Source organism: Cupriavidus sp. FW306-1B-F12B (assembly GCF_058781795.1).
Window position 1 is genome coordinate 124,579 of sequence record NZ_JBYSXC010000008.1, and the last position, 20,037, is coordinate 144,615.

Sequence of the window (20,037 nt, forward strand, 5' to 3'; positions counted from 1 at the left end):
ACTATATTATAAAATGGTCACTGGTTGTCAACAGCCATCTGGAGCGCTAAGCTCGCTGCATGACCGAAACCACACCCACCGCCCTGCCGTCCCGAGGCCCTGTCGACCACAATGTCCGCTCCCAGATCGTGGCGGCGGCGACCGAGCACTTCAGCCTGTATGGCTATGAGAAGACGACAGTTTCCGACCTGGCCAAGGCGATCGGCTTTTCCAAGGCTTACATCTACAAGTTCTTCGATTCCAAGCAGGCGATCGGAGAAGTGATCTGCGCGAACTGCCTGTGCGCCATCACGGCCGAGGTTGATGCGGCGATTGCAGACGTCCCGACCTCGTCGGAACGTTTGCGGCGCCTGTTCAAGGCCCTGATGGAGGCCAGCGCCCGTCTTTTCTTCCAGGACCGCAAACTCTACGCCATTGCTTCGGCGGCAGCCCAGGAGCGGTGGCAGCCTGTTCTGACCTATGAGGACCACATCAAGCAAGTGGTAATGCGGATTGTTCTGGAAGGACGCAAGTCCGGGGAGTTTGAGCGCAAGACGCCACTGGATGAGACCGCCAAGGGCATCTATCTCGTCATGCGCCCTTACATCGATCCGCTGCTGCTACAGCACAACCTCGATCTCGCTGCGGAGGCCCACGTCCAGCTTTCCAGCCTGATACTGCGCAGCCTTGCTCCTTAAGGTGGTGCACATCGCTAGCGGATTTGCTTGTGACCATTGACTAAATTGGTCACAAGAACAATAATCCAGGTCCAGTCTCGCTTGAGAGGACCTTATGCTTCAGCGCCGCTTTGCCTCATCCGCCGCCGCGTGCGTGTTGCCGCTTGTATTAGCCGCTTGCGGCGATACGGCGCCTCCCGATCCGCGCAGCCAGCCGCCGCTGGTCAGAATCGGGACCGTTCAGGACCCGGCCGCCACGACACGTTCATTCACGGGGACCGTTGCCGCCCGGGTCCAGGGCGATCTGGGCTTTCGTGTCTCTGGCAAAGTGCTGGAGCGGCTGGTCGATACCGGCCAGACCGTCAAGCGCGGCCAGCCGCTCATGCGCATCGACCCGAACGACCTCAAGCTGGCGGCGCACGCCCAGCAGGAGGCCGTCGTCGCCGCGCGGGCGCGGGCCAGGCAAACCGCGGAGGATGAGGCCCGGTATCGCGACCTGGTCGGGTCCGGCGCCGTATCGGCCTCGTCCTATGACCAGATCAAGGCCGCGGCGGAGTCGGCCAGGGCACAGCTCAACGCAGCGGAAGCCCAGGCCGATGTGGCGCGCAATGCAACTGGCTACGCGGTTTTGCTCGCCGACGCCGACGGCGTAGTCGTCGAGACGCTGGCCGATGCCGGCCAAGTCGTCAACGCCGGCCAGGTCGTGGTACGCGTGGCGCATGCCGGCCGCCGCGAAGCCATCGTTCACCTGCCGGAAACGCTCCGCCCCCCCGTGGGCTCCGTAAGCCAGGCGACGCTATACGGCAATGACACATTGACCGTGCCGGCGAAACTCCGGCAGCTTTCCGACTCGGCGGACCGGCTGACCCGCACCTATGAAGCAAGGTACGTGCTCGAAGGCACGCTGGCCGAGGCCCCGCTCGGCGCGACCGTTACCCTCCGGATTCCGGAAATCCGCCCGTCGAAGCAAGTCGACCTGCAGGTGCCGATCGGTGCCCTCTTCGACCCGGGCAAAGGCCCTGGCGTGTGGGTGCTGGACGAGAGATCCAATCGCGTCACCTGGCGCCCGGTGAAGGTCCGCGGTTTGGATGACGACGCCGCGCGTGTCGCAGGTGAACTCAGGGTCGGGGACCGGATCGTTGCCCTCGGCGCCCATCTTCTGCGCGACGGCGAGCAGGTTCGCATCGCGGCAAGCGGAACCGGAGCCAGTCCGATTCCTGCTCGTGGAGTGCAGCAATGAGTGGGTTCAACCTTTCGGCACTCGCTGTCCGTGAACGATCTGTCACGCTGTTCCTGATCGTCCTGGTGTCGCTGGCCGGCGTTATCGCCTTCTTCCAGCTGGGCCGGGCGGAAGATCCCGCCTTCACGGTGAAAACCATGACGGTCATCACGGCCTGGCCGGGAGCGACGGCGCAGGAGATGCAGGACCAGGTGGCGGAAAGACTGGAAAAGCGCATGCAGGAACTGCGCTGGTATGACCGCACCGAAACCTACACGCGGCCTGGCCTGGCGTTCACCACAGTGACCCTGCTCGACAGCACACCGCCGTCGGAGGTCCAGGAGGAGTTCTATCAGGCGCGCAAGAAGATTCTGGACGAGTCGGGCAGCTTGCCTGCCGGCGTCATCGGCCCGATCGTCAATGACGAGTATTCGGACGTAACCTTCGCCCTGTTTGCGTTGAAGGCAAAAGGCGAGCCACATCGGGTGCTGGTACGCGACGCCGAAACACTGCGGCAGAGACTTCTGCACGTAGCGGGCGTGAAGAAAGTGAACATCATCGGGGAACAGTCCGAACGCATTTTCGTTTCCTTTTCCCATGATCGCCTGGCCACGTTGGGTATCTCGCCGCAGGACATCTTCACCGCGCTGAACAGCCAGAACGCCCTCACGCCGGCCGGCTCGATCGACACCTCGGGTCCCCGGGTTTTCATTCGCCTCGACGGCGCCTTCGACAAACTGCAGAAGATCCGGGACACGCCAGTGGTGGCGCAGGGCCGGACCCTCAAGCTTTCGGATGTCGCCACGGTTGAACGCGGCTATGAGGATCCGGCGACCTTCCTGATCCGCAACAACGGCGAACCCGCACTGCTGCTGGGCATCGTGATGCGCGACGGCTGGAACGGCCTGGACCTGGGCAAGGCGCTGGATGCGGAAGTGTCAGCAATCAATGAAGCGTTGCCGCTGGGCATGAGCCTGACCAAAGTGACCGACCAGTCCGTCAACATCAGCGCATCGGTCGATGAGTTCATGGTCAAGTTCTTTGTCGCCCTGCTCGTGGTGCTGGCGGTGTGTTTCCTGAGCATGGGCTGGCGCGTCGGTATCGTCGTTGCAGCGGCTGTGCCGCTGACGCTGGCCGCAGTGTTCGTCGTCATGGCGGCCACTGGCAAGAACTTTGACCGCATTACCCTGGGCGCGCTGATCCTTGCGCTGGGCCTGCTGGTGGACGACGCCATCATCGCGATCGAGATGATGGTGGTCAAGATGGAGGAAGGCTACGGCCGCGTTGCCGCCTCCGCCTATGCCTGGAGTCACACTGCCGCGCCGATGCTGTCCGGCACCCTGGTGACGGCGGTGGGCTTCATGCCCAACGGTTTTGCGCGTTCCACCGCCGGCGAATACACCAGCAACATGTTCTGGATCGTGGGCATTGCACTGGTCGTGTCCTGGATCGTCGCCGTCGCCTTCACGCCTTACCTGGGCGTCAAGCTGCTGCCTGAGATCGGCAAGGCCGAAGGCGGCCACGATGCCATCTATGGCACCTTGAACTACAACCGCTTCCGACGTCTGCTAGGGCGCGTCATCCAGCGCAAATGGATCGTGGCCGCCGTCGTGGTGGGCAGCTTTGTGGTGTCCGTGCTGGGCATGGGCTTGGTGAAAAAGCAATTCTTCCCGACTTCCGACCGGCCCGAGGTGCTGGTCGAAGTCCAGATGCCTTATGGCACGTCCATCGCCCAGACCAGCGCGGCAACGTCCAAGGTGGAAGCGTGGCTCGCCAGGCAGGCAGAGGCGAAGATCGTGACGGCCTACATCGGTCAGGGTGCGCCCCGGTTTTATCTCGCCATGTCCCCCGAGCTGCCGGATCCCTCCTTCGCAAAGATCGTGGTGCGGACTGAGAACCAGGACGAACGCGAGGCGCTGAAGCTCAGGCTGCGCCAGGCGGTCGCCGCCGGACTCGCGCCAGAGGCCAGGGTGCGCGTCAACCAACTGGTATTCGGCCCATACTCGCCCTTCCCCGTGGCATTCCGCGTCGCCGGGCCGGACCCGGACAAGCTGCGTGCCATTGCGGCGGACGTGCGCCGGGTGATGGACACCAGCCCACTGATGAGAACCGTCAATACCGACTGGGGACCGCGCGCGCCCGCCTTGCACTTTACGCTGCAGCAGGATCGGCTGCAGGCCGTCGGCCTGACTTCCAGCGGCGTCGCCCAGCAATTGCAGCTTCTCCTCAACGGCCTGCCGGTCACCGAAGTCCGCGAGGACATTCGCTCGGTGCAGGTCCTGGCACGCGCCGCGGGAGACATACGCCTGGACCCGGAGAAGATCTCCGGCTTCACGTTGACCGGTGCGGCAGGACAGCGCATTCCGCTCTCGCAGGTAGGCACCGTCGATGTGCGCATGGAAGACCCGATCCTGCGCCGGCGCGACCGAACGCCTGCCATTACGGTGCGCGGCGACATCGCCGAGGGGCTGCAGCCACCCGACGTGTCCGCGGCCGTCCTGCAGCAACTGCAACCGGTCATCGCCAGGCTGCCGGCCGGCTACCGGATCGAGCAGGCCGGCGCCACCGAGGAATCCGACAAGGCCACCAAGGCCTTGCTGCCACTGTTCCCGATCATGCTTGCGTTGACCTTGCTGATCATCATCCTGCAAGTGCGATCGATCTCGGCCATGGTCATGGTGCTCGCCACCAGCCCGCTGGGACTGATCGGCGTAGTCCCGACCTTGCTGCTGTTCCGGCAGCCATTCGGCATCAACGCCCTGGTCGGTTTGATCGCACTGTCCGGCATCCTGATGCGCAACACGCTGATTCTGATCGGGCAGATCCACCAGAACAAGCGCGCGGGACTGGCGCCGTTCGACGCTGTCGTCGAAGCCACGGTACAACGTGCCCGGCCAGTGATCCTGACCGCGCTGGCGGCTATCCTGGCCTTTATACCGTTGACGCATTCAGTGTTCTGGGGGACGCTGGCTTACACGCTGATCGGCGGCACCTTTGCCGGCACGGTGCTGACGCTGGTGTTCCTGCCAGCGATGTATGCCATCTGGTACCGGATCAGGATGCCTGCCGATGCGAACGAGATGACGCCCGCGGATTTGAACGACAGCGGCGTGAACACGCCCACGGCCGCCACTTGATCCGACAGACACCGGATGCCATGACGGCACGGGTGGTGGAGGCCATGAATGCGTGGGCGGGTCAGCCCGGAAAGCCGTATCCGGCGCGCCGTCAATCTCCAGCGCGCGATCGAGCCGATGACAATGGCCCAGGCGCAAGCCTTCATGAGCAACGAACACGCCAAGCTGACCCGCATTGCCAAGAGCCTCAAGCTGGCCGGGCAATGCGGTCACCCGCCTGCGCCGCGGCTATGCCCGATCGCCGCGGCGCAAACTGGCATCCCGCCCATGCCCCCCTCCGCACCGAGTACAAGAATCTTCATGACGCATCTGCCTGCGCGGCGGCTGCGGGGCGCCGCCGGACGATCAGGTTGCCGGTGAAAACCTGCACTGGCTCGCCGGCCTGGTTGAAGGTTGTGGTACGCACCTTCACGATGCCCTGATCGGGGCGCGATTTCGAAATCCGCACTTCCAGTATCTCGCTCTCGATATGCAGTTCATCGCCGGGGCGTACCGGTTTTGGCCAGCGCAGTTCCTCGAAGCCCGCGCCGACAATGCCGCCTGCGGGCCGGAATTCGCCGTCGACCAGCAGGCGCATCGTCAGCGCGGCGGTATGCCAACCGCTCGCCGCCAGTCCACGAAATAGGGTGTCGCGTGCAGCGGCTTCATCGAGGTGGAAAGGCTGCGGGTCGAACTCGGCAGCAAAGGCCTTGATCCGTTCTGGCTCGACGGTCAGCCGCCCCGAACCGTATTTCTGGCCCGGCGCGAGGTCCTCAATGTATTGAATGCTCATTTCTTCTCCAGATAGTTTGCGCTGATCTTTCCGATCCATGCACGCCCGTCACGAGAACAGACGGATCAGGCCAGCGCCTCGAGCGCCAGCGCAATCCCTTGTCCGCCGCCGATGCACAGCGTGACGATGCCGCGCCGTATGCCGTCGGCCCGCATGGCATGCAGCAGCCGCGTCGTCAGCACGGCGCCGGTCGCACCGATCGGATGGCCGTGGGCAATGGCGCCACCGTCGACGTTGATGATGTCGTGCGGCAATCCGAGCTCGGCCGCGACGGCCAGCGGCACCGCGGCAAATGCTTCATTGATCTCGATGCGTTCAATGTCGCCCAGCTCCCAGCCGGCGCGTTGCAGCGCCTGCCGCACCGCCGGGACCGGACCCAGCCCGAACATGCCGGGCTCCACGGCCCCGACACCATAAGCGGCCAATCGTCCCATCGGCTCCAGCCCCCTGGCTTCAGCCACCGAACGTTCGGCCACGATCATGGCCGCTGCGCCGCTGTTGAGCCCGGGCGCATTGCCGGCGGTAATCGTGCCGTCCGGTCGAAAAGCCGGCTTGAGCCGGCCGAGCGTATCGAGGCTGGTATCAGGGCGGTTGGCTTCATCCACGTCGAACATGGCCGTACCGCCCTTCCCTTTGGTCGCCACCCCGGCAATCTGGCCGGTGAATCGCCCGTTCGCCTGCGCTCCCGAGCCGCAGACACGGTTGACGGTCATCGCCGGAACCGAAACCGGCAGCCCTGCCCCGATGGCAGCCTGCCGGGCCGGGTTCATGCGGTTGCCGGCCTGGATCACGTTTCCGAACACCACGCTGCCGACCTCGCCTGGATCGATTCCCGCCCGCGCCACGGTTGCCCGTATCGCCGCGGCGCCGAGATCAGCCGCCGGAACGCCTTTCAATGAGCCGTTATAGGCGCCGATAGCGGTCCGCACCGGCTGGCACAGCACGACATCTCTTGCATGCATCGCATTCTCCCTGCCAAACACCCGGTATCAATCGGCCGCACGCACTACAGTTGAGGCGCCATGCGGTATGCGCCCGGTGGCCGGGCCTTGAAAGTTGCAACAAGAATTGGCCATGCGGGAAATCCGTCTCAGGCTTCGGCCGAGCGGGTCAGCCGCTGGCGCACGCGGTCGCTGGCAGCCGGGCCGGGCGCAAGGTGATAGTCGGCATCGGTGACCGGGCGCCCGTTGGCTGCGTCGACCAGCACAGGCTCCACGCGCACGCCGGTGCGCCGGTTGGCCAACTGCACGCTTTCGCCTTCAGGCGCGAGATGCTTGTTGCCCCAGGCCAGCATCGCCAGCAGCACCTGGCGGAAATCGCGCCCGCGCTCGGTCAGGATGTACTCGGAGCGGGGCGGGCGGTCACAGTACTGGCGACGCTCCAGCATGCCTTCTTCGACAAGCGAGTTCAGGCGACGGGTGAGCATATTGGGTGCGATATCCAGGTTTTGCTGGAACTCGTCGAACCGGGTCACGCCGTAAAAGGCTTCGCGCAGGATCAATACGCTCCAGCTGTCGGCAACGCGGGCCGCGGTGCGTGCGATCGGACACGGCGTTTCACCAAGTGGCTTCCTCTGCATGATTGGCTCCCTCGAAAAACCTACTTGCTATCGATTTGAAAGTCAGTCTAGAGCAGTCACTATCATCATGCAAGTTCGCTTTCCGCTTGTGCTGTATTCCGCGCCTATCAGCACCGCAAGCACGCGTCTGCCCGCACCGTCTGTGTGGAGGACGCTGGCCCAGGTGCTGATTCCGCACGCTGCCCGGCCTCCATCGTTTACTTCGCACGCGAACCATCTATATACTTCGTATGCGAACTTAATCGCGAAGCCTGCACGGCAGGCGTGCAACTCTCACCTGGAGACCGACCAATGACCCCGGAAATCCGCGTTGACCTCACCGGCGGCGTGCTGACCCTTACGCTTGCCCGGACGGACAAGAAGAACGCCTTGACGAACGAGATGTACGGCGCGCTTGCCGACACTATCGAGCAGGCACAGCAGGACCGGCTTATCCGGGTATTGCTGTTGCAGGGGGACGGAGACAGCTTTACCGCCGGCAATGATCTCGGCGAATTCGCGGCGATCGCCTCGGGAAATGGCCCCAGCGAACGTCACGTGCATCGCTTCCTGCGCGCCCTTGCCAATTCGACCGTACCGATTGTCGCCGCGGTCAATGGCAAGGCCGTCGGCGTCGGGACCACCATGCTGCTGCATTGTGATTACGTCGTACTCGGCCAGGATGCGCAACTGATCACGCCTTTCGTCAATCTCGCCCTGGTTCCCGAAGCGGCGTCGAGTTACCTGCTCCCGCTGCGGATCGGACACGCCAGGGCCTTCGAGATGTTCGCGCTGGGCGAGCCGCTTGATGCGCAAACCGCCGTGGCATGGGGCATTGCGAACAAGATTTGCGCCAATGACCAGCTGCGCACGGATGCGCGCCGGATGGCCGAGAAGATTGCCGCCAGGCCGGCGGGCTCCCTGAGCGCAATGAAACAGCTCATGCGCGATGCGGAAAAACTGGTTTCGCAGATGAACAGCGAAAGCGCCAGGTTCGAGGAGCGGCTGGCCAGTGCGGAAGCCCGGGAAGCATTCTCCGCCTTCGCCGAAAAACGCAAACCTGACTTCACCAGGGTTGCCGGGCAGTAAGTCGACTGCCTCGCTTTCCGGCCGCTGCCAGGCTACACCTCGCCCTCGTCCGCGGCCGGAAACTTTGTCTGCAGGCTGGTCAGCCAGCGCGCCACCACGTCGATCTCGGCGGCGGTGAAACCTTCGGTCAGCCTGGCATTCAATGCCTTCATGCTCGCCTTGGAACGCTGGCGCGCCAGGCGCCCTGCCTCCGTCAGCCACAGGCGCGAGGCACGGCCATCGTTCTCGTCCGGCCGGCGCTCGATCAGGCCGGCCCTTTCGGTCCGGTCGGCCAGGCCGCTCATCCCGGGCGCGCCCAGGTCCAGCGCCGCGGCAGCCTCGCTCGTCAGCGCGCCATCGTTGCTGCCCAGGAAGAAAAGCAGTCCGGCCTGGGCTGGTGTCACGCCACCCGCGGCAGTGCGCGTTTGTGACCAGCGCTGCAGGCGCCGCTGGCCCACGTTCAACAGGTAGACGAGGCGATGTTCCATGTCTGGTGCGCCATAAAGGGGGGGATTTTCGTTCGCATGCGAATATTATCATGCGCCGGTGTAGCCCTCAGCGCCCGAGCCGCCCCTGTTTCGTGCCCGCTTCTCCGGGCGCATGGTCCGGGGCATGCCCGACCATGCGCACCGATGGCCTGCGCCGCCCAGCTCCGATGCCAGCGCCGACAGCGTCATGGCAGCCAGTATCAGCAATCTGCGCATTGCGCCCCCGCTTTCGTCAGCGCCTGTCAACGTCGAGCACCGCCTGCGCAAACGCTGTGGGCGCTTCCTGCGGCGGGTTGTGGCCGATCCCCCCGGTCAGGTCCCGGTGCTCGTAGCGGCCCGTGAACTTGCTGGCATAGGCGCTGGGCTCGGGGTGCGGCGCGCCGTTGGCATCGCCTTCCATGGTGATGGTGGGCACGCCGATGGCTGGCGCCGTAGCGAGCCGCTTCTCGAAGTCGTCGAACCTGGCCTCGCCGCTGGCCAACCCCTGCCGCCAGCGATAGTTGTGGATGGTGATTTCCACGTGGTCGGGATTGTCGAAGGCGGCGGCGCTGCGGTTGAACGTCGCATCATCGAACTGCCATTGCGGCGATGCCAGTTTCCAGATCAGCCTGGCGAACTGGTGCGTGTACTTCTGGTAGCCGGCGCGGCCCCGATCGGTGGAGAAATAGAACTGGTACCACCACTGGAGCTCGGCCTCAGGCGGTAGCGGCTGCTTGCCGGCTGCCTGGCTGCCGATCAGGTAGCCGCTGACCGAGACCAGCCCCCTGCAGCGGTCCGGCCAGATCGCCGCCATGATGTCGGCGGTGCGCGCGCCCCAGTCAAAACCGGCCACGACGGCGTTGCGGATATTCAGCGCGTCCATCAGCGCGATCATGTCGGCGGCGATTGCCACGGGCTGGCCGTTGCGCATGGTGTCGGCAGACAGGAAGGACGTCGAGCCAAAGCCACGCAGGTGGGGAATGACCACCCGATAGCCGCGGGCCGCCAGCAGCGGTGCCACGTCGACAAAGCTGTGGATATCGTAGGGCCAGCCGTGCAGCAGCAGCGCGACCGGCCCTGTGGCAGGGCCGGCCTCGGCGTAGCCGATATTGAGCACGCCGGCATTGACGTGCTTGATCGGCGCGAAGCTGGCATGGGTGCCCGGCGTGGTCAAGGGCAGCGCCGGCGCCTTCGACACACCGTTTTGCGCGCGGGCGGCCTGCGGCAGCCCGAACGGCGCGGTGGCCAGCGTCGCTGCCGCTGCACCCAGAAAGCCTCGACGGGGTAAATCGACTGTCTTCGACATCTTCTTCTCCTGTTTGCGTGATCAATGTGAGCACGAGTCTAGGAGGCCATGGCAAGCGGCATGTGTCGGATTTCAGGGGGATTTGTATTGCTGTGTATGGATCCGTGATGGCGACATACGTAGATACAAAGCAGCCCGGTTGAGGACTGGCACACCAGTCAATCGGACTCTCCCTGCGGCACGCCTTGCGGCATTGGCCTATAGCCCTTATCTGGAAGATTGCAATAAGCATTCGCTGCACGAGCGCACGCCACACCGTTGTCGCGCGGGCGCTCCCCCGCATACGCCACCGTGACGCTCCCCGCGATCAGCGCGACAGACAGGAACCGCTTGCACAGACTGATATTCATGGTCGTTCCTTCATCAATGCGCGTCTGCCGACGGGCCCTTCGGCACCCCAACCTTGCGCATCAGCGGCACCATGGCGGTGGCGATCGCGAAGCAGACCAGGATCAGCAGGAAGATGTCGCCAAAGGTCTGGGTCTGCGCCTCGCGCCAGGCCAGCCCCCACAATTGCCTGAGGGCCGCGGTCTGCGCATCGAGGGCATCGTGCCCGGCCGCGACGAACTGGTCGCTGATCCCTTGCAACAGGTTGCCCATGGCTTCATTGCGGATGTTCAGGTGCTCTGCCTCGCGCAGGAAGTGCATGTTGCCGCGGTTGTTGAGCGCGGTCGCGCAGGCGGCGATGCCGATGGCTCCGCCCAGGTTGCGCATCAGGTTGAACAGCCCGGACGCAAGCTTGAGCCGCTCCGGCGGCAGGCTGCCCAGGGTCAGCGTCACCGTGGGCGCCACCGCGAACTGCTGGGCCATGCCGCGCAGCGCCTGCGGCAGCAGCAGTTGCGCCGCGCCCCAGTCGTGCGTGATGGGGGCGAAGTACCACATCGACACCGCGAACAGCCCCAGGCCGATCATCATCAGCCAGCGCAGGTCGACCCGGTTGGCCAGGAAGGCATAGAGCGGGATCGACGCCATCTGGAACACGCCCGTGGAAAACACCGCCAGCCCGATATCCAGCGCGCTGAAGCCGCGCACGCGCCCCAGGAACAGCGGCGTCAGGTAGATGGTGGCAAAGATGCCGATGCCGGTGACAAAGGAGAAGAAGCAGCCAAGCGCGAAGTTGCGGTCCTTGAGCGCGCGCAGGTCCACCAGCGGGTTGGCATAGGTCAGCGTGCGCCAGATGAACGCCACGCCCGACAAGCCGGAGATCCAGGCGGTGGCCAGGATCACGTCGTCGCCGAACCAGTCCCAGCGCGGCCCTTCCTCCAGCGTGTATTCGAGGCAACCCAGGAACAGCGCCATCAGCACCATGCCCAGGTAATCGGCACCGCGCACCAGCGACCAGTTGGGCCGGTCGACCTTGACCAGCAGCGGCACGGCGATGGTGACGAAGATGCCCGGCACCAGGTTGATGAAGAACAGCCAGTGCCAGGAATAGTGATCGGTGATCCAGCCGCCGATGGTGGGCCCCAGCGTCGGCGCCAGCGAGGCCAGCCCGCCCACCGTGGCGGCGGCGATGACGCGCTGGGGGCCGACGAAGAAGGCAAAGGCCGTGGTGAACACCATCGGGATCATCGAGCCGCCCAGGAAACCCTGCAGCGCCCGGAACACGATCATGCTGTTGATGTCCCACGCCACCCCGCACAGCAGGCTGGCCACCGTGAAGCCCGCCGCGGAGGCGGCGAACAGCCAGCGCGTCGACATCACGCGCGACAGCCAGCCGGACAAGGGAATGACGATGATCTCGGCGATCAGGTAGCTGGTCTGCACCCAGACGGTTTCATCGGCGCCGGCCGAGAGCGCGCCGCCGATATCGCGCAACGAGGCGGATACGATCTGGATATCCAGTAAGGCGATGAACATGCCCACGCACATCGTGCTGAAGGCGAACACCTTGGCGGCGGTGGACATCTCGTCCGGCATCGCCGCCACGGCGGACGCAGCGGTGGTCTGGGTGGCCGTGGTCATCACTGCACCTGCTTGCCTGGCTGCGTGTTGACCTGGGCGATCACCGACAGGCCCGGGCGCAGGACGCCAAGCCGGGCGTCCTGCTCGTCCAGGCGGATCCGCACCGGCACGCGCTGGACGATCTTGGTGAAGTTGCCGGTGGCATTCTCCGGCGGCAGCACGCTGAACTGCGCACCGGTGGCGGGCGCCAGGCTGGCAACGTGGCCATGGAAGACCCGCCCCGGCAGCACATCGGCTTCAATTTCGACCGGCATGCCGGGGCGCATGTGCGCCAGTTGCCCTTCCTTGAAGTTCGCGTCCACCCACAGCCCGCTGGCCGGCACGATGGACAGCAACTGACTGCCGGCACCGGCAAAGGCGCCGACGCGGGCGCGCCGGTTGCCCACGGTGCCGTCCACGGGCGCGCGCAGTTCCGTATAGCCAAGGTTCAGCTTGGCGATGTCGCGCTCGGCAATCGCCTGCGCCAATGACGCCTGCGCCTGCTGCTTCTGCGTGCCGATCACGTCCAGCTGGCGCTGCGCGGCCAGCAGCGAGGCACGCGCCTTCTCGCCATTGGCCTGGGCCTGCTTGTAGTCCGAGTCAGCCTTCTGCGAGCTCTGGATGGAGACAGCCGCCTTCGCCACCAGGCTGGCGTAGCGCACCTGGTCGTCGCGCGCCCGTACGGTGTCTGCATTAGTAGCCGAGATGCCAGCCCTGGCCTGGGCGATGACCGCCTCCTGCAGGCGCGCGGTGGCATCCAGGTTTGCCAGCAGTGCCTGTTGCGCGGCCACGGCGCCTTCCGCCTTGGCCAGTGCGGCGCGGTAGTCGCGGTCGTCGATACGCACCAGCACGTCGCCCGCGTGGACCGTCTGGTTGTCCGTCACCGTGACTTCCGCGATGTAGCCACCGACCTTGGCGCCGATCACCGTGACATCGCCGCCGACATAGGCGTCATCGGTACTCTGCAGGTGGCGAGCCGTTGTCCACCAGTGATAGCCGTAGCCGATCGCGGCCAGTCCGGCGACAACCAGCGCGCCGGTCGCCAGCAGCCGCCTGGGGCTGGCCTTGGATTTCGAAGCGGGAACGGGTTCGGTACCCGCCCGATCAGTCAGCGTATTACTGCTCATGGCACTTCCTTTCTGCTTTCAAGGCTTACCCCGCCTGCGAGGCGGAATAGGTGGAGGGTTCGGGAGAGTTCGGGTCAGGCCTCGGCCGAGCGGTTCAGCCGTCGCCGCAGGCCGTCGGTAGCCGCCGGGCCGGGAGCGATGTGGAAATCGGGGTCGGTGACAGGGCGGCCGCTGGCGGCATCGACCAGTACCGGCTCGACACGCTCGCCGGTAAGCCGGTTGGCCAGCTGCACGCTTTCGCCTTCGGGCGCGAGATGCTTGTTGCCCCAGGCCAGCATGGCCAGCAAGACCGGGCGGAAGTCGTTGCCGCGCTCGGTCAGGACGTACTCCGAGCGCGGCGGGCGGTCGCAGTACGGGCGCCGCACCAGCATGCCCTCCTCCACCAGCGAGTTCAGGCGGCGGGTCAGCATGTTGGGCGCGATGCCCAGGTTGTGCTGGAACTCGTCAAAGCGCGTCACACCGTAGAACGCTTCGCGCAGGATCAGGACGCTCCAGCTGTCGGCGACGCGGGCCAGCGTGCGAGCGACGGGGCACGGGGTTTTAGCAAGCGGCTTTCTCTGCATGACGGGCTTCCTCCGAAAATGGGGTTGCTATCAATTTGAAAGTTAGTCTAGAGTAGTAACTATCATCATGCAAGTTAGTTTTTGGCTTGTGCTTTATCCGTCGCTGTTGAAAGGTGTCCGTCATGCCCCAAAGTCGATTCCATCCCCCGCTCCGACGCACCCGCGCCGGTATCGCACGCCTCCTGCCCACCCTGCTTGCGGCCAGCGCCGCGGCCACCCTGGTGGCCTGCGCGGTCGGCCCCGAGTACCAAACGCCGGCCTCGGACATGCCCGCGGCCTATCCGCACGCAGCGGCGCTGGACGCCCGCGAGGCCACGCAGCCGGCGCCGTCACTGGACAGCTGGTGGCTGGCCTTTGACGATCCCGCGCTGATGCGCGTCATCCAGCGCGCGCTGGAGCAGAACCTCGACCTGGCGGCGGCCATTGCGCGGGTCGACCAGGCGCGCGCCGCGGCCAGCCACGCCGGCGCCGAACTGCTGCCGCAGGCATCGTTGTCCGGCAGCGTGGCCAGGCGGCGCCAGTCGCTGGAAGGACCCTTGGGCAGCCTCGGCAAGAACGCGCCGGGCTTTGACCGCAACAAGACGGTGTACAGCGCAGGCGTGGGGGCAAGCTGGGAGATCGACGTGGCCGGCGGCCTGCGGCGCGGCGCCGAGGCCGCCAGCGCGGAGGCCCAGGCCGCGGAAGCCGAGCACATGGGCGTGCGCGTGCTGGTGGCCGCCGAAGCGGCAGATGCCTATTTCCGCGTGCGCGGCGCGCAGCAGCGCATCGCCATCGCGCAACAGCAGGTGCGGACCAATGCCAAGCTGCTCGAGCTGGTTCAGCTGCGCCTGGCCGATGGCATCGGCGCGGAGCGGGAACGGGCCCAGGCGGAAGCACAGCTGGCACAGACCCGCGTGACCATCCCGCCGCTGCAGATCGAGCTGGAGACACAACTGAACCGCCTCGATGTACTGATGGGCGCGCATCCAGGCACCTATGCCGCCGAACTCCTGACGCCGACCGAATGCACCGCCGTGCCGCAGATCGCCGTGGCGCAAGGTCCGGCCAACCTGCTGCAACGCCGCCCGGACGTGATTGCCGCGGAGCGCCGGCTGGCGGCATCCAGTGCCCGCATCGGCGTGGCCACTGCCGAGTACTACCCGAAGCTGTCGCTGTCAGCGCTGCTCGGCTTCGAGAGCCTCTCCGCCGGCAAGCTGTTCACCGGGTCCGCCTTCCAGCCCGCCGCGATCGCGGGACTGCGCTGGCGGCTGTTCGACTTCGGCCGGGTCGACGCCGAAGTGGCGCAGGCCAAGGGCGCCAACGCCGAAGCCCTGGCCACCTATCGCAAGGCCATGCTGCGCGCCACCGAGGACGTGGAGAACGCGATCATTACGCTGACCCAGCTGGAGTTGCAGGGCAAGGAGCTGACCGTGGAAGTGGCTGCCCACGCGCGCTCGCGCGGCGCCGCCGAGGACGCCTACAAGGGCGGCGCGGTCAGCCTGTTCGAAGTGCTGGAGGAAGACCGCCTGCTGCTGGCCGCGCGCGACCAGCAGGCACGTGTGGGCGCCGACAATGCCCGCGCGGCGGTGGCAACGTTCCGTGCGCTGGGGGGCGGCTGGTAATGTGGCGGGCGGCGGCTCAACCCACCCTGAGCCGCGCCTCCAGGCCGCCGCCCTCGCGATTGCGCAGCGTCAGCGAGCCGCCGATCGCCAGCGCAAGCTGGTGGGCAATCGCCAGGCCCAGGCCGGTGCCGCCGGTCTCCCGGTTGCGCGATGCCTCGAGCCGGACAAACGGCTGCAGCACAGACTCGAGCTGCTCTGCCGGGATGCCGGGCCCGCGGTCGAGCACGCTGATGATCACCGCGCCGCCGTCCTCACGCTGCACGCTCAGCTCCGCCGCGCCGCCGAACTTGAGCGCGTTGTCGGTCAGGTTGGTCAGGATGCGGCGCAAGGCGTGCGGGCGGGTCTCGAGGGTGCCGACGGCACGCTGCAGGATGGTGACGGCCTTGCCGGTGTCCTGGTAGTCGTAGACTAGGCTCTCGACGAACGACACGATGTCGATCCGCGACGGCGTCTCGCCATCGCCATGCGTGGCGCGCGCGTAGGCCAGCCCCTCCTTCACCAGCGTCTCGATCTCGTTGAGGTCGTCCACCAGCTTGCGCTTGTCTTCAGAGTCTTCGGTCATTTCGGCGCGCAGCTTCATCCGCGTGATCGGCGTCTGCAGGTCGTGCGAGATCGCGGCCAGGATCTGCACGCGCTCTTCGACAAAGCGGCCAATGCGCTCGCGCATGGCATTGAATGCGCGCGCGGCGCGTGCCAGTTCGGTGGGCCCGGTCTCGTCCAGCGGCCGGCTCCTGGCATTCGGGTCGAGCGCGTCGGCGGCATTGGCCAGCGCCACCAGCGGGCGGATCGCCAGGCGCACGGCAAGCCAGCAGCACAGCACCAGCAGCAGCAACTGGATCAGCAGCACATAAGGCAGCCATTGCGCCACCGGGGTCGGCTTCGGATGCACGTCGATGGTCAGCGGGCTGCCATCACTGAGGGTCAGGTGGGCCTGCATGCGCTTGCCCTGGCCGGGGATGGACTCGACCCTGACCGGGAAGCGGCCGCCGCTCGCTTCCATGATCCGGTCGGCAACTTCCGTGGCCTGCGCCGACATCTCCGGCACGCCTGGCAGGCCCGGCCCCAGGATGTACTGGTAATTGCCGCGGTTCACGTGTCGCAGCCACTGCGGGCGCTCCGCCGCGGGCAGGCGGTCCAGGATCGCGATCGAGGTGGAGACGTCGGTCTCCAGGGTGCCGAGCATGACCTGGCGCGCGGTGATGTAGCGCTCGGCAAACAGTACGCCGAACGACAGGCCATGGGCGACGATAAGGCCGGCCAGCAGGATCAGGAACAGCCGCGAGCCCATCGTACGGGGCCAGGGCAAGGCACGGAGATTCACTGCCGTGCCTCCCGGATCTCAACGGGCGTCGAGAAGACATAGCCCTCGCTGCGCACGGTCTTGATGTAGCGGGGCTCGCGCGCATCGTCCCTGAGGTGCTGGCGCAAGCGGCTGACCAGCAGGTCGATCGAGCGTTCGAACATTTCCGCTTCGCGGCCCTGCGTCAGGCTGAGCAGCTGGTCGCGGTTAAGCACGCGCTGCGGATGGTCGACAAAGACGCGCAGCAGCCGGTATTCCGCGCCGCTCAGCGCAACGATGACGCCATCCTGGTCGATCAGGTGGCGCGCGGTGGTGTCCAGCTGCCAGTCGCCAAATGCAAGCAGCTGCCCGGCCTCGGTGATCTGCAGGTTGGGCGGCAGCATCCGGGTGCGCCGCAGCACCGCCTTGATGCGGGCAAGCAGCTCGCGTGCGGCGAAAGGCTTGGCAAGATAGTCGTCTGCGCCCATTTCCAGGCCGACGATGCGGTCGGTCTCGTCGCTGCGCGCGGTCAGCATCAGTACCGGGGTGGCCTTGTGCTTGCCCACCCGCAGTTCTCGGCACAGCACCAGGCCATCGTCGCCCGGCATCATCACATCGAGCACGATCAGGTCGACGCTGTTGACGTCCAGGAACGAGCGCATATGCCGCCCGTCTGGCACCACGGTAACGCGCAAGCCGTTCTTGGTGAGGTAGGTTGAGACCAGTTCGCGAATTTCGCGGTCGTCATCGACGATCAGGATGTGGTCGGTGTGTGCGTCCATCGGCGTCACCTTGGCAGATTGATTGAAAACCGCCAGGCGCGGCGCCGGGCACCGAAAGATTAACGCAATACGGCGCGACGGGTATTCCCCCATCGCGCCGTCGGGAACCACCCGCGGTGCGCCGGCGCGCGCCGCGCGGGTGTCCGCTCAATGCCCTGCGCTCTGGCCGCCGTCTACATGCAGGATCTCGCCGGTGACGAACGGCGCGTTGTCGAGATACAGGACAGCATCGACGATATCGCGCATCTCGCCCATATGACCCACCGGGTGCAGGGCGCCCAGCCCCGCATGGGTTTCGGGCGGATGCATCGGCGACTTGATGATGCCGGGCGAGACAGCATTCGCGCGGATGCCGGTCCTGGCGTACTCGATGGCCAGCGACTTGGTCGCGGCGTTCAGGCCCCCCTTGGTCAGCGAGGCCAGCACCGACGGCACCCCGCTGATCGCATGGTCGACCAGGCTGGTGGTGATGCTGACCACGTGGCCGCTGCGGTGCTTCTCCATTTCGGCGATGGCCAGCTGCGTGATATGGAAGAAGCCCGTCAGGTTGATGCCGGTGGCGGCCGCGTAGTCCTCGTCGGTATAGCTGGTGAACGGCTTGGCGATGAAGATGCCGGCGTTGTTGACCAGCGTGTCGATGCGCCCGAACCTTGCCACGGCTTCGGCGATGACGCGGCGCGCCGTGGACGGATCGGCGATATCGCCGGCGACTGCCAGGATGTCCTGGTCGTCCGACGGCTTGATGGTGCGCGCCGTGGCGACAACGCGATGGCCACGTTCCCGGAACGCCTTGACCAGTTCAGCGCCAGTGCCTTGCGATGCGCCCGTGATGACAACGACTTTCTGTGCTGCGCTCATTTTCTTGAACCTCGATGTAGATGGAATCGGCTTGCTTGCCGATCGGGCCGGCGGCTCCGATGGGTTCCAATCTAGGCAATCCGCTTGCGCATTCGAAGACCCTGGCGGCACAAACAGTCTTGCGCCACAAGCATAAATAGAGCGGGACGAATCCTCTGGCGGGAATGGCGTGCGCAGCCTCGCGGTCACTTCGGCGCCAGCCACGGCCCGGACATCGACTTCTGCCGGTGGCGCACATATGATGGATACATCGCTTGATCCGGTGCGGCCTGCGGTCGCAAGCAAAGCAATGAAACGGCAATTCGATGACCTTCAGCTTGGCAGCATCGAGCTGTTCTGCCTGGCCGCGGAGCTGGGCAGCTTCACCGCGGCGGCAGTGGCCGCCGGCGTGACGCCGCCCGCGGTCAGCCGCACTGTGCAAAGGCTGGAAGAGCGCCTGGGGGTGCGGCTGTTCGTGCGGACCACGCGGCAGATCCGCCTGACCGACGAAGGCCGGGTGTATTTCGAGCAGAGCCGCGGCGCACTGGCGCAGCTGGTGGACGCGGAGCGGCAGATCAGCGGCCAGCAGTCTGCCCCTGCGGGGCGGCTGCGGATCAGCCTGCCGACGCCTTACGCGCACTATCGCGTGCTGCCGGTGCTGCCGGCATTCCGCGAGCGCTACCCGGAAGTCGAGATCGACGTGCACATCAGCAACCGCAACGTGGACTTCGCCGATGACGCCTATGACCTGTCGGTGCGCGGGCGTGCGCCGGACGACTCGAACCTGATCGCGCGCAAGCTGGAAGACGCTGAGCTGGTGGTGGTGGCAACGCCTGGCTATCTGCGGCGTGCCGGCACGCCGCAGTCATTGGAGGACCTGCTCAGGCATGAGTGCATCCAGTTCGAGCGCCCGAGCAGCGGCCGGCGGATCCCATGGACGTTCCAGGTCAACGGCGAGGACACGGATGTCGTGACCACCGGCTCGTATGCGGCGTCAGAAGACATCCTGGGCGGGGCCACGCTGGTGCGCGCCGGCGCGGGCCTGTTCCAGACTTACCGCTTCGTGGTGGAACAGGACCTGCGCGACGGCACACTGGTGGAGGTGCTGAAGGACTATGGCGGCAGTACACGCCCCTTTGTGCTGCTATACCCGTCCGCGCGCCACGTCTCGCGCCGGGTACGGGCCTTCGTCGACTTCCTGGTCGAGAAATTCTCGGCGTAACGGCTCACGCTGCGCTTATGCAGACCGGATCTGGGCGATGACCACAAGGATCACGGCCGCATTCGCCGGCTGCTGGAAGTGCGAGGAAATGGTTCGCGCGTGGCCGGCCTTCTCTGCCAGCACCTCGCCAAACAGGTCGGAGGCCCCATCGAGGACCGCCGGCTGCCCGTACCAGCCGGGCGCGCTGGAAATGTGCCCGTCGACGCGGACGATGTGGTCCAGGCGCTCGAAGCCACCCAGATAGGCATCGATCTGCGCCAGCACGTTGAGCGCCGCCAGCTCGGCGGCACGCTTGCCCTGCCCGACATCCAGGTCCTTGCCGACCTGGCCTTGCCAGACCACCTTGCCATCCTGCAAGGGCAACTGCCCGGAGATGAACAGCAGGTCGCCGGCCTGGCTGACCGCGGTATAGCTGCCGAGGGGCTGCGGGGGCTGCGGCAGCACCAGGCCGCGCGCTGCGAGTCGTTCTTGCACAGACATGCTGGCTCCAATCAGGTGG

At 65.9% G+C, this 20,037-nt stretch carries 19 protein-coding genes; 6 read left to right on the plus strand and 13 right to left on the minus strand.

Going from position 1 to position 20,037, the window contains the following annotated elements:
• Nucleotides 1-59 precede the first annotated feature (59 nt).
• The 3 genes from AC3WLE_RS15550 (at nt 60) to AC3WLE_RS15560 (ending at nt 5,012) form a co-directional block, all read left to right on the plus strand.
• Nucleotides 60-677 (plus strand): TetR/AcrR family transcriptional regulator, encoded by a 618-nt coding sequence (locus tag AC3WLE_RS15550; RefSeq protein WP_492355992.1) that lies wholly within the window; start codon nt 60-62, stop codon nt 675-677.
• Between the two features lie 94 nt (nt 678-771).
• On the plus strand, nt 772-1,896 hold the full coding sequence (locus tag AC3WLE_RS15555; RefSeq protein ID WP_492340419.1) for an efflux RND transporter periplasmic adaptor subunit: 1,125 nt from the start codon (nt 772-774) through the stop codon (nt 1,894-1,896).
• A complete protein-coding gene (locus AC3WLE_RS15560; RefSeq protein ID WP_492319524.1) occupies nt 1,893-5,012 on the plus strand; it encodes an efflux RND transporter permease subunit in 3,120 nt (1,039 codons plus the stop codon). The genes AC3WLE_RS15555 and AC3WLE_RS15560 overlap by 4 nt, the downstream gene beginning before the upstream one ends.
• A 298-nt stretch (nt 5,013-5,310) precedes the next feature.
• On the opposite strand, the gene AC3WLE_RS15565 is transcribed toward AC3WLE_RS15560, so the two are convergent.
• From AC3WLE_RS15565 to AC3WLE_RS15575, 3 genes are all read right to left on the minus strand, one after another.
• Nucleotides 5,311-5,784, minus strand: a complete 474-nt coding sequence (locus AC3WLE_RS15565; protein ID WP_492319523.1) for a MaoC family dehydratase — start codon at nt 5,782-5,784, stop codon at nt 5,311-5,313.
• Between the two features lie 65 nt (nt 5,785-5,849).
• Nucleotides 5,850-6,746 (minus strand): thiolase family protein, encoded by an 897-nt coding sequence (locus tag AC3WLE_RS15570; RefSeq protein WP_492355991.1) that lies wholly within the window; start codon nt 6,744-6,746, stop codon nt 5,850-5,852.
• A gap of 128 nt (nt 6,747-6,874) precedes the next feature.
• The gene (locus AC3WLE_RS15575; protein ID WP_492319521.1) at nt 6,875-7,363 is read right to left on the minus strand and encodes a winged helix-turn-helix transcriptional regulator; all 489 of its coding nucleotides are present in this window, start codon (nt 7,361-7,363) and stop codon (nt 6,875-6,877) included.
• 291 nt (nt 7,364-7,654) lie between these two features.
• Between AC3WLE_RS15575 and AC3WLE_RS15580 the strand changes: the two genes are divergently transcribed.
• Nucleotides 7,655-8,431 (plus strand): enoyl-CoA hydratase, encoded by a 777-nt coding sequence (locus tag AC3WLE_RS15580; RefSeq protein WP_492319520.1) that lies wholly within the window; start codon nt 7,655-7,657, stop codon nt 8,429-8,431.
• Between the two features lie 32 nt (nt 8,432-8,463).
• Here AC3WLE_RS15580 and AC3WLE_RS15585 read toward each other — a convergent pair whose 3' ends face one another.
• From AC3WLE_RS15585 to AC3WLE_RS15610, 6 genes are all read right to left on the minus strand, one after another.
• Nucleotides 8,464-8,898, minus strand: a complete 435-nt coding sequence (locus AC3WLE_RS15585; RefSeq protein WP_492351352.1) for a MarR family winged helix-turn-helix transcriptional regulator — start codon at nt 8,896-8,898, stop codon at nt 8,464-8,466.
• Nucleotides 8,899-9,130: 232 nt separating this feature from the next.
• Nucleotides 9,131-10,183: an alpha/beta fold hydrolase gene (locus AC3WLE_RS15590; protein ID WP_492319518.1), complete on the minus strand. Its 1,053-nt coding sequence runs from the start codon at nt 10,181-10,183 to the stop codon at nt 9,131-9,133.
• A 158-nt stretch (nt 10,184-10,341) separates the two neighbouring features.
• Nucleotides 10,342-10,533, minus strand: a complete 192-nt coding sequence (locus AC3WLE_RS15595; protein ID WP_492319517.1) for a hypothetical protein — start codon at nt 10,531-10,533, stop codon at nt 10,342-10,344.
• Between the two features lie 13 nt (nt 10,534-10,546).
• The gene (locus tag AC3WLE_RS15600) at nt 10,547-12,148 is read right to left on the minus strand and encodes a DHA2 family efflux MFS transporter permease subunit (protein WP_492355990.1); all 1,602 of its coding nucleotides are present in this window, start codon (nt 12,146-12,148) and stop codon (nt 10,547-10,549) included.
• Complete coding sequence (locus AC3WLE_RS15605) at nt 12,148-13,254, minus strand: HlyD family secretion protein (protein ID WP_492351354.1); 1,107 nt, start codon at nt 13,252-13,254, stop codon at nt 12,148-12,150. Before AC3WLE_RS15605 ends, AC3WLE_RS15600 begins: the two co-directional genes overlap by 1 nt.
• A gap of 74 nt (nt 13,255-13,328) precedes the next feature.
• Nucleotides 13,329-13,817, minus strand: coding sequence for a winged helix-turn-helix transcriptional regulator (locus AC3WLE_RS15610; protein ID WP_492319514.1), 489 nt, complete (start codon nt 13,815-13,817; stop codon nt 13,329-13,331).
• 122 nt (nt 13,818-13,939) lie between these two features.
• Between AC3WLE_RS15610 and AC3WLE_RS15615 the strand changes: the two genes are divergently transcribed.
• Nucleotides 13,940-15,418 (plus strand): efflux transporter outer membrane subunit, encoded by a 1,479-nt coding sequence (locus AC3WLE_RS15615; RefSeq protein WP_492355989.1) that lies wholly within the window; start codon nt 13,940-13,942, stop codon nt 15,416-15,418.
• A 16-nt stretch (nt 15,419-15,434) separates the two neighbouring features.
• On the opposite strand, the gene AC3WLE_RS15620 is transcribed toward AC3WLE_RS15615, so the two are convergent.
• From AC3WLE_RS15620 to AC3WLE_RS15630, 3 genes are all read right to left on the minus strand, one after another.
• Nucleotides 15,435-16,739 carry a sensor histidine kinase gene (locus tag AC3WLE_RS15620; protein ID WP_492351356.1) on the minus strand — a complete coding sequence of 435 codons (1,305 nt, stop codon included), beginning with the start codon at nt 16,737-16,739 and terminating at the stop codon, nt 15,435-15,437.
• Nucleotides 16,736-17,479 (minus strand): response regulator, encoded by a 744-nt coding sequence (locus tag AC3WLE_RS15625; protein ID WP_492319511.1) that lies wholly within the window; start codon nt 17,477-17,479, stop codon nt 16,736-16,738. Before AC3WLE_RS15625 ends, AC3WLE_RS15620 begins: the two co-directional genes overlap by 4 nt.
• Nucleotides 17,480-17,626: 147 nt before the next feature.
• Nucleotides 17,627-18,337: an SDR family NAD(P)-dependent oxidoreductase gene (locus AC3WLE_RS15630; protein ID WP_492355988.1), complete on the minus strand. Its 711-nt coding sequence runs from the start codon at nt 18,335-18,337 to the stop codon at nt 17,627-17,629.
• 289 nt (nt 18,338-18,626) lie between these two features.
• Here AC3WLE_RS15630 and AC3WLE_RS15635 point away from each other — a divergent pair, with 289 nt between their 5' ends.
• On the plus strand, nt 18,627-19,538 hold the full coding sequence (locus tag AC3WLE_RS15635) for a LysR family transcriptional regulator (protein WP_492355987.1): 912 nt from the start codon (nt 18,627-18,629) through the stop codon (nt 19,536-19,538).
• Between the two features lie 15 nt (nt 19,539-19,553).
• Here the strand turns inward: AC3WLE_RS15635 and AC3WLE_RS15640 are convergent, their stop codons facing one another.
• Entirely contained in the window at nt 19,554-20,018 is a 465-nt protein-coding gene (locus AC3WLE_RS15640; protein ID WP_492319508.1) for a RidA family protein, read from the minus strand.
• Nucleotides 20,019-20,037: the final 19 nt, after the last annotated feature.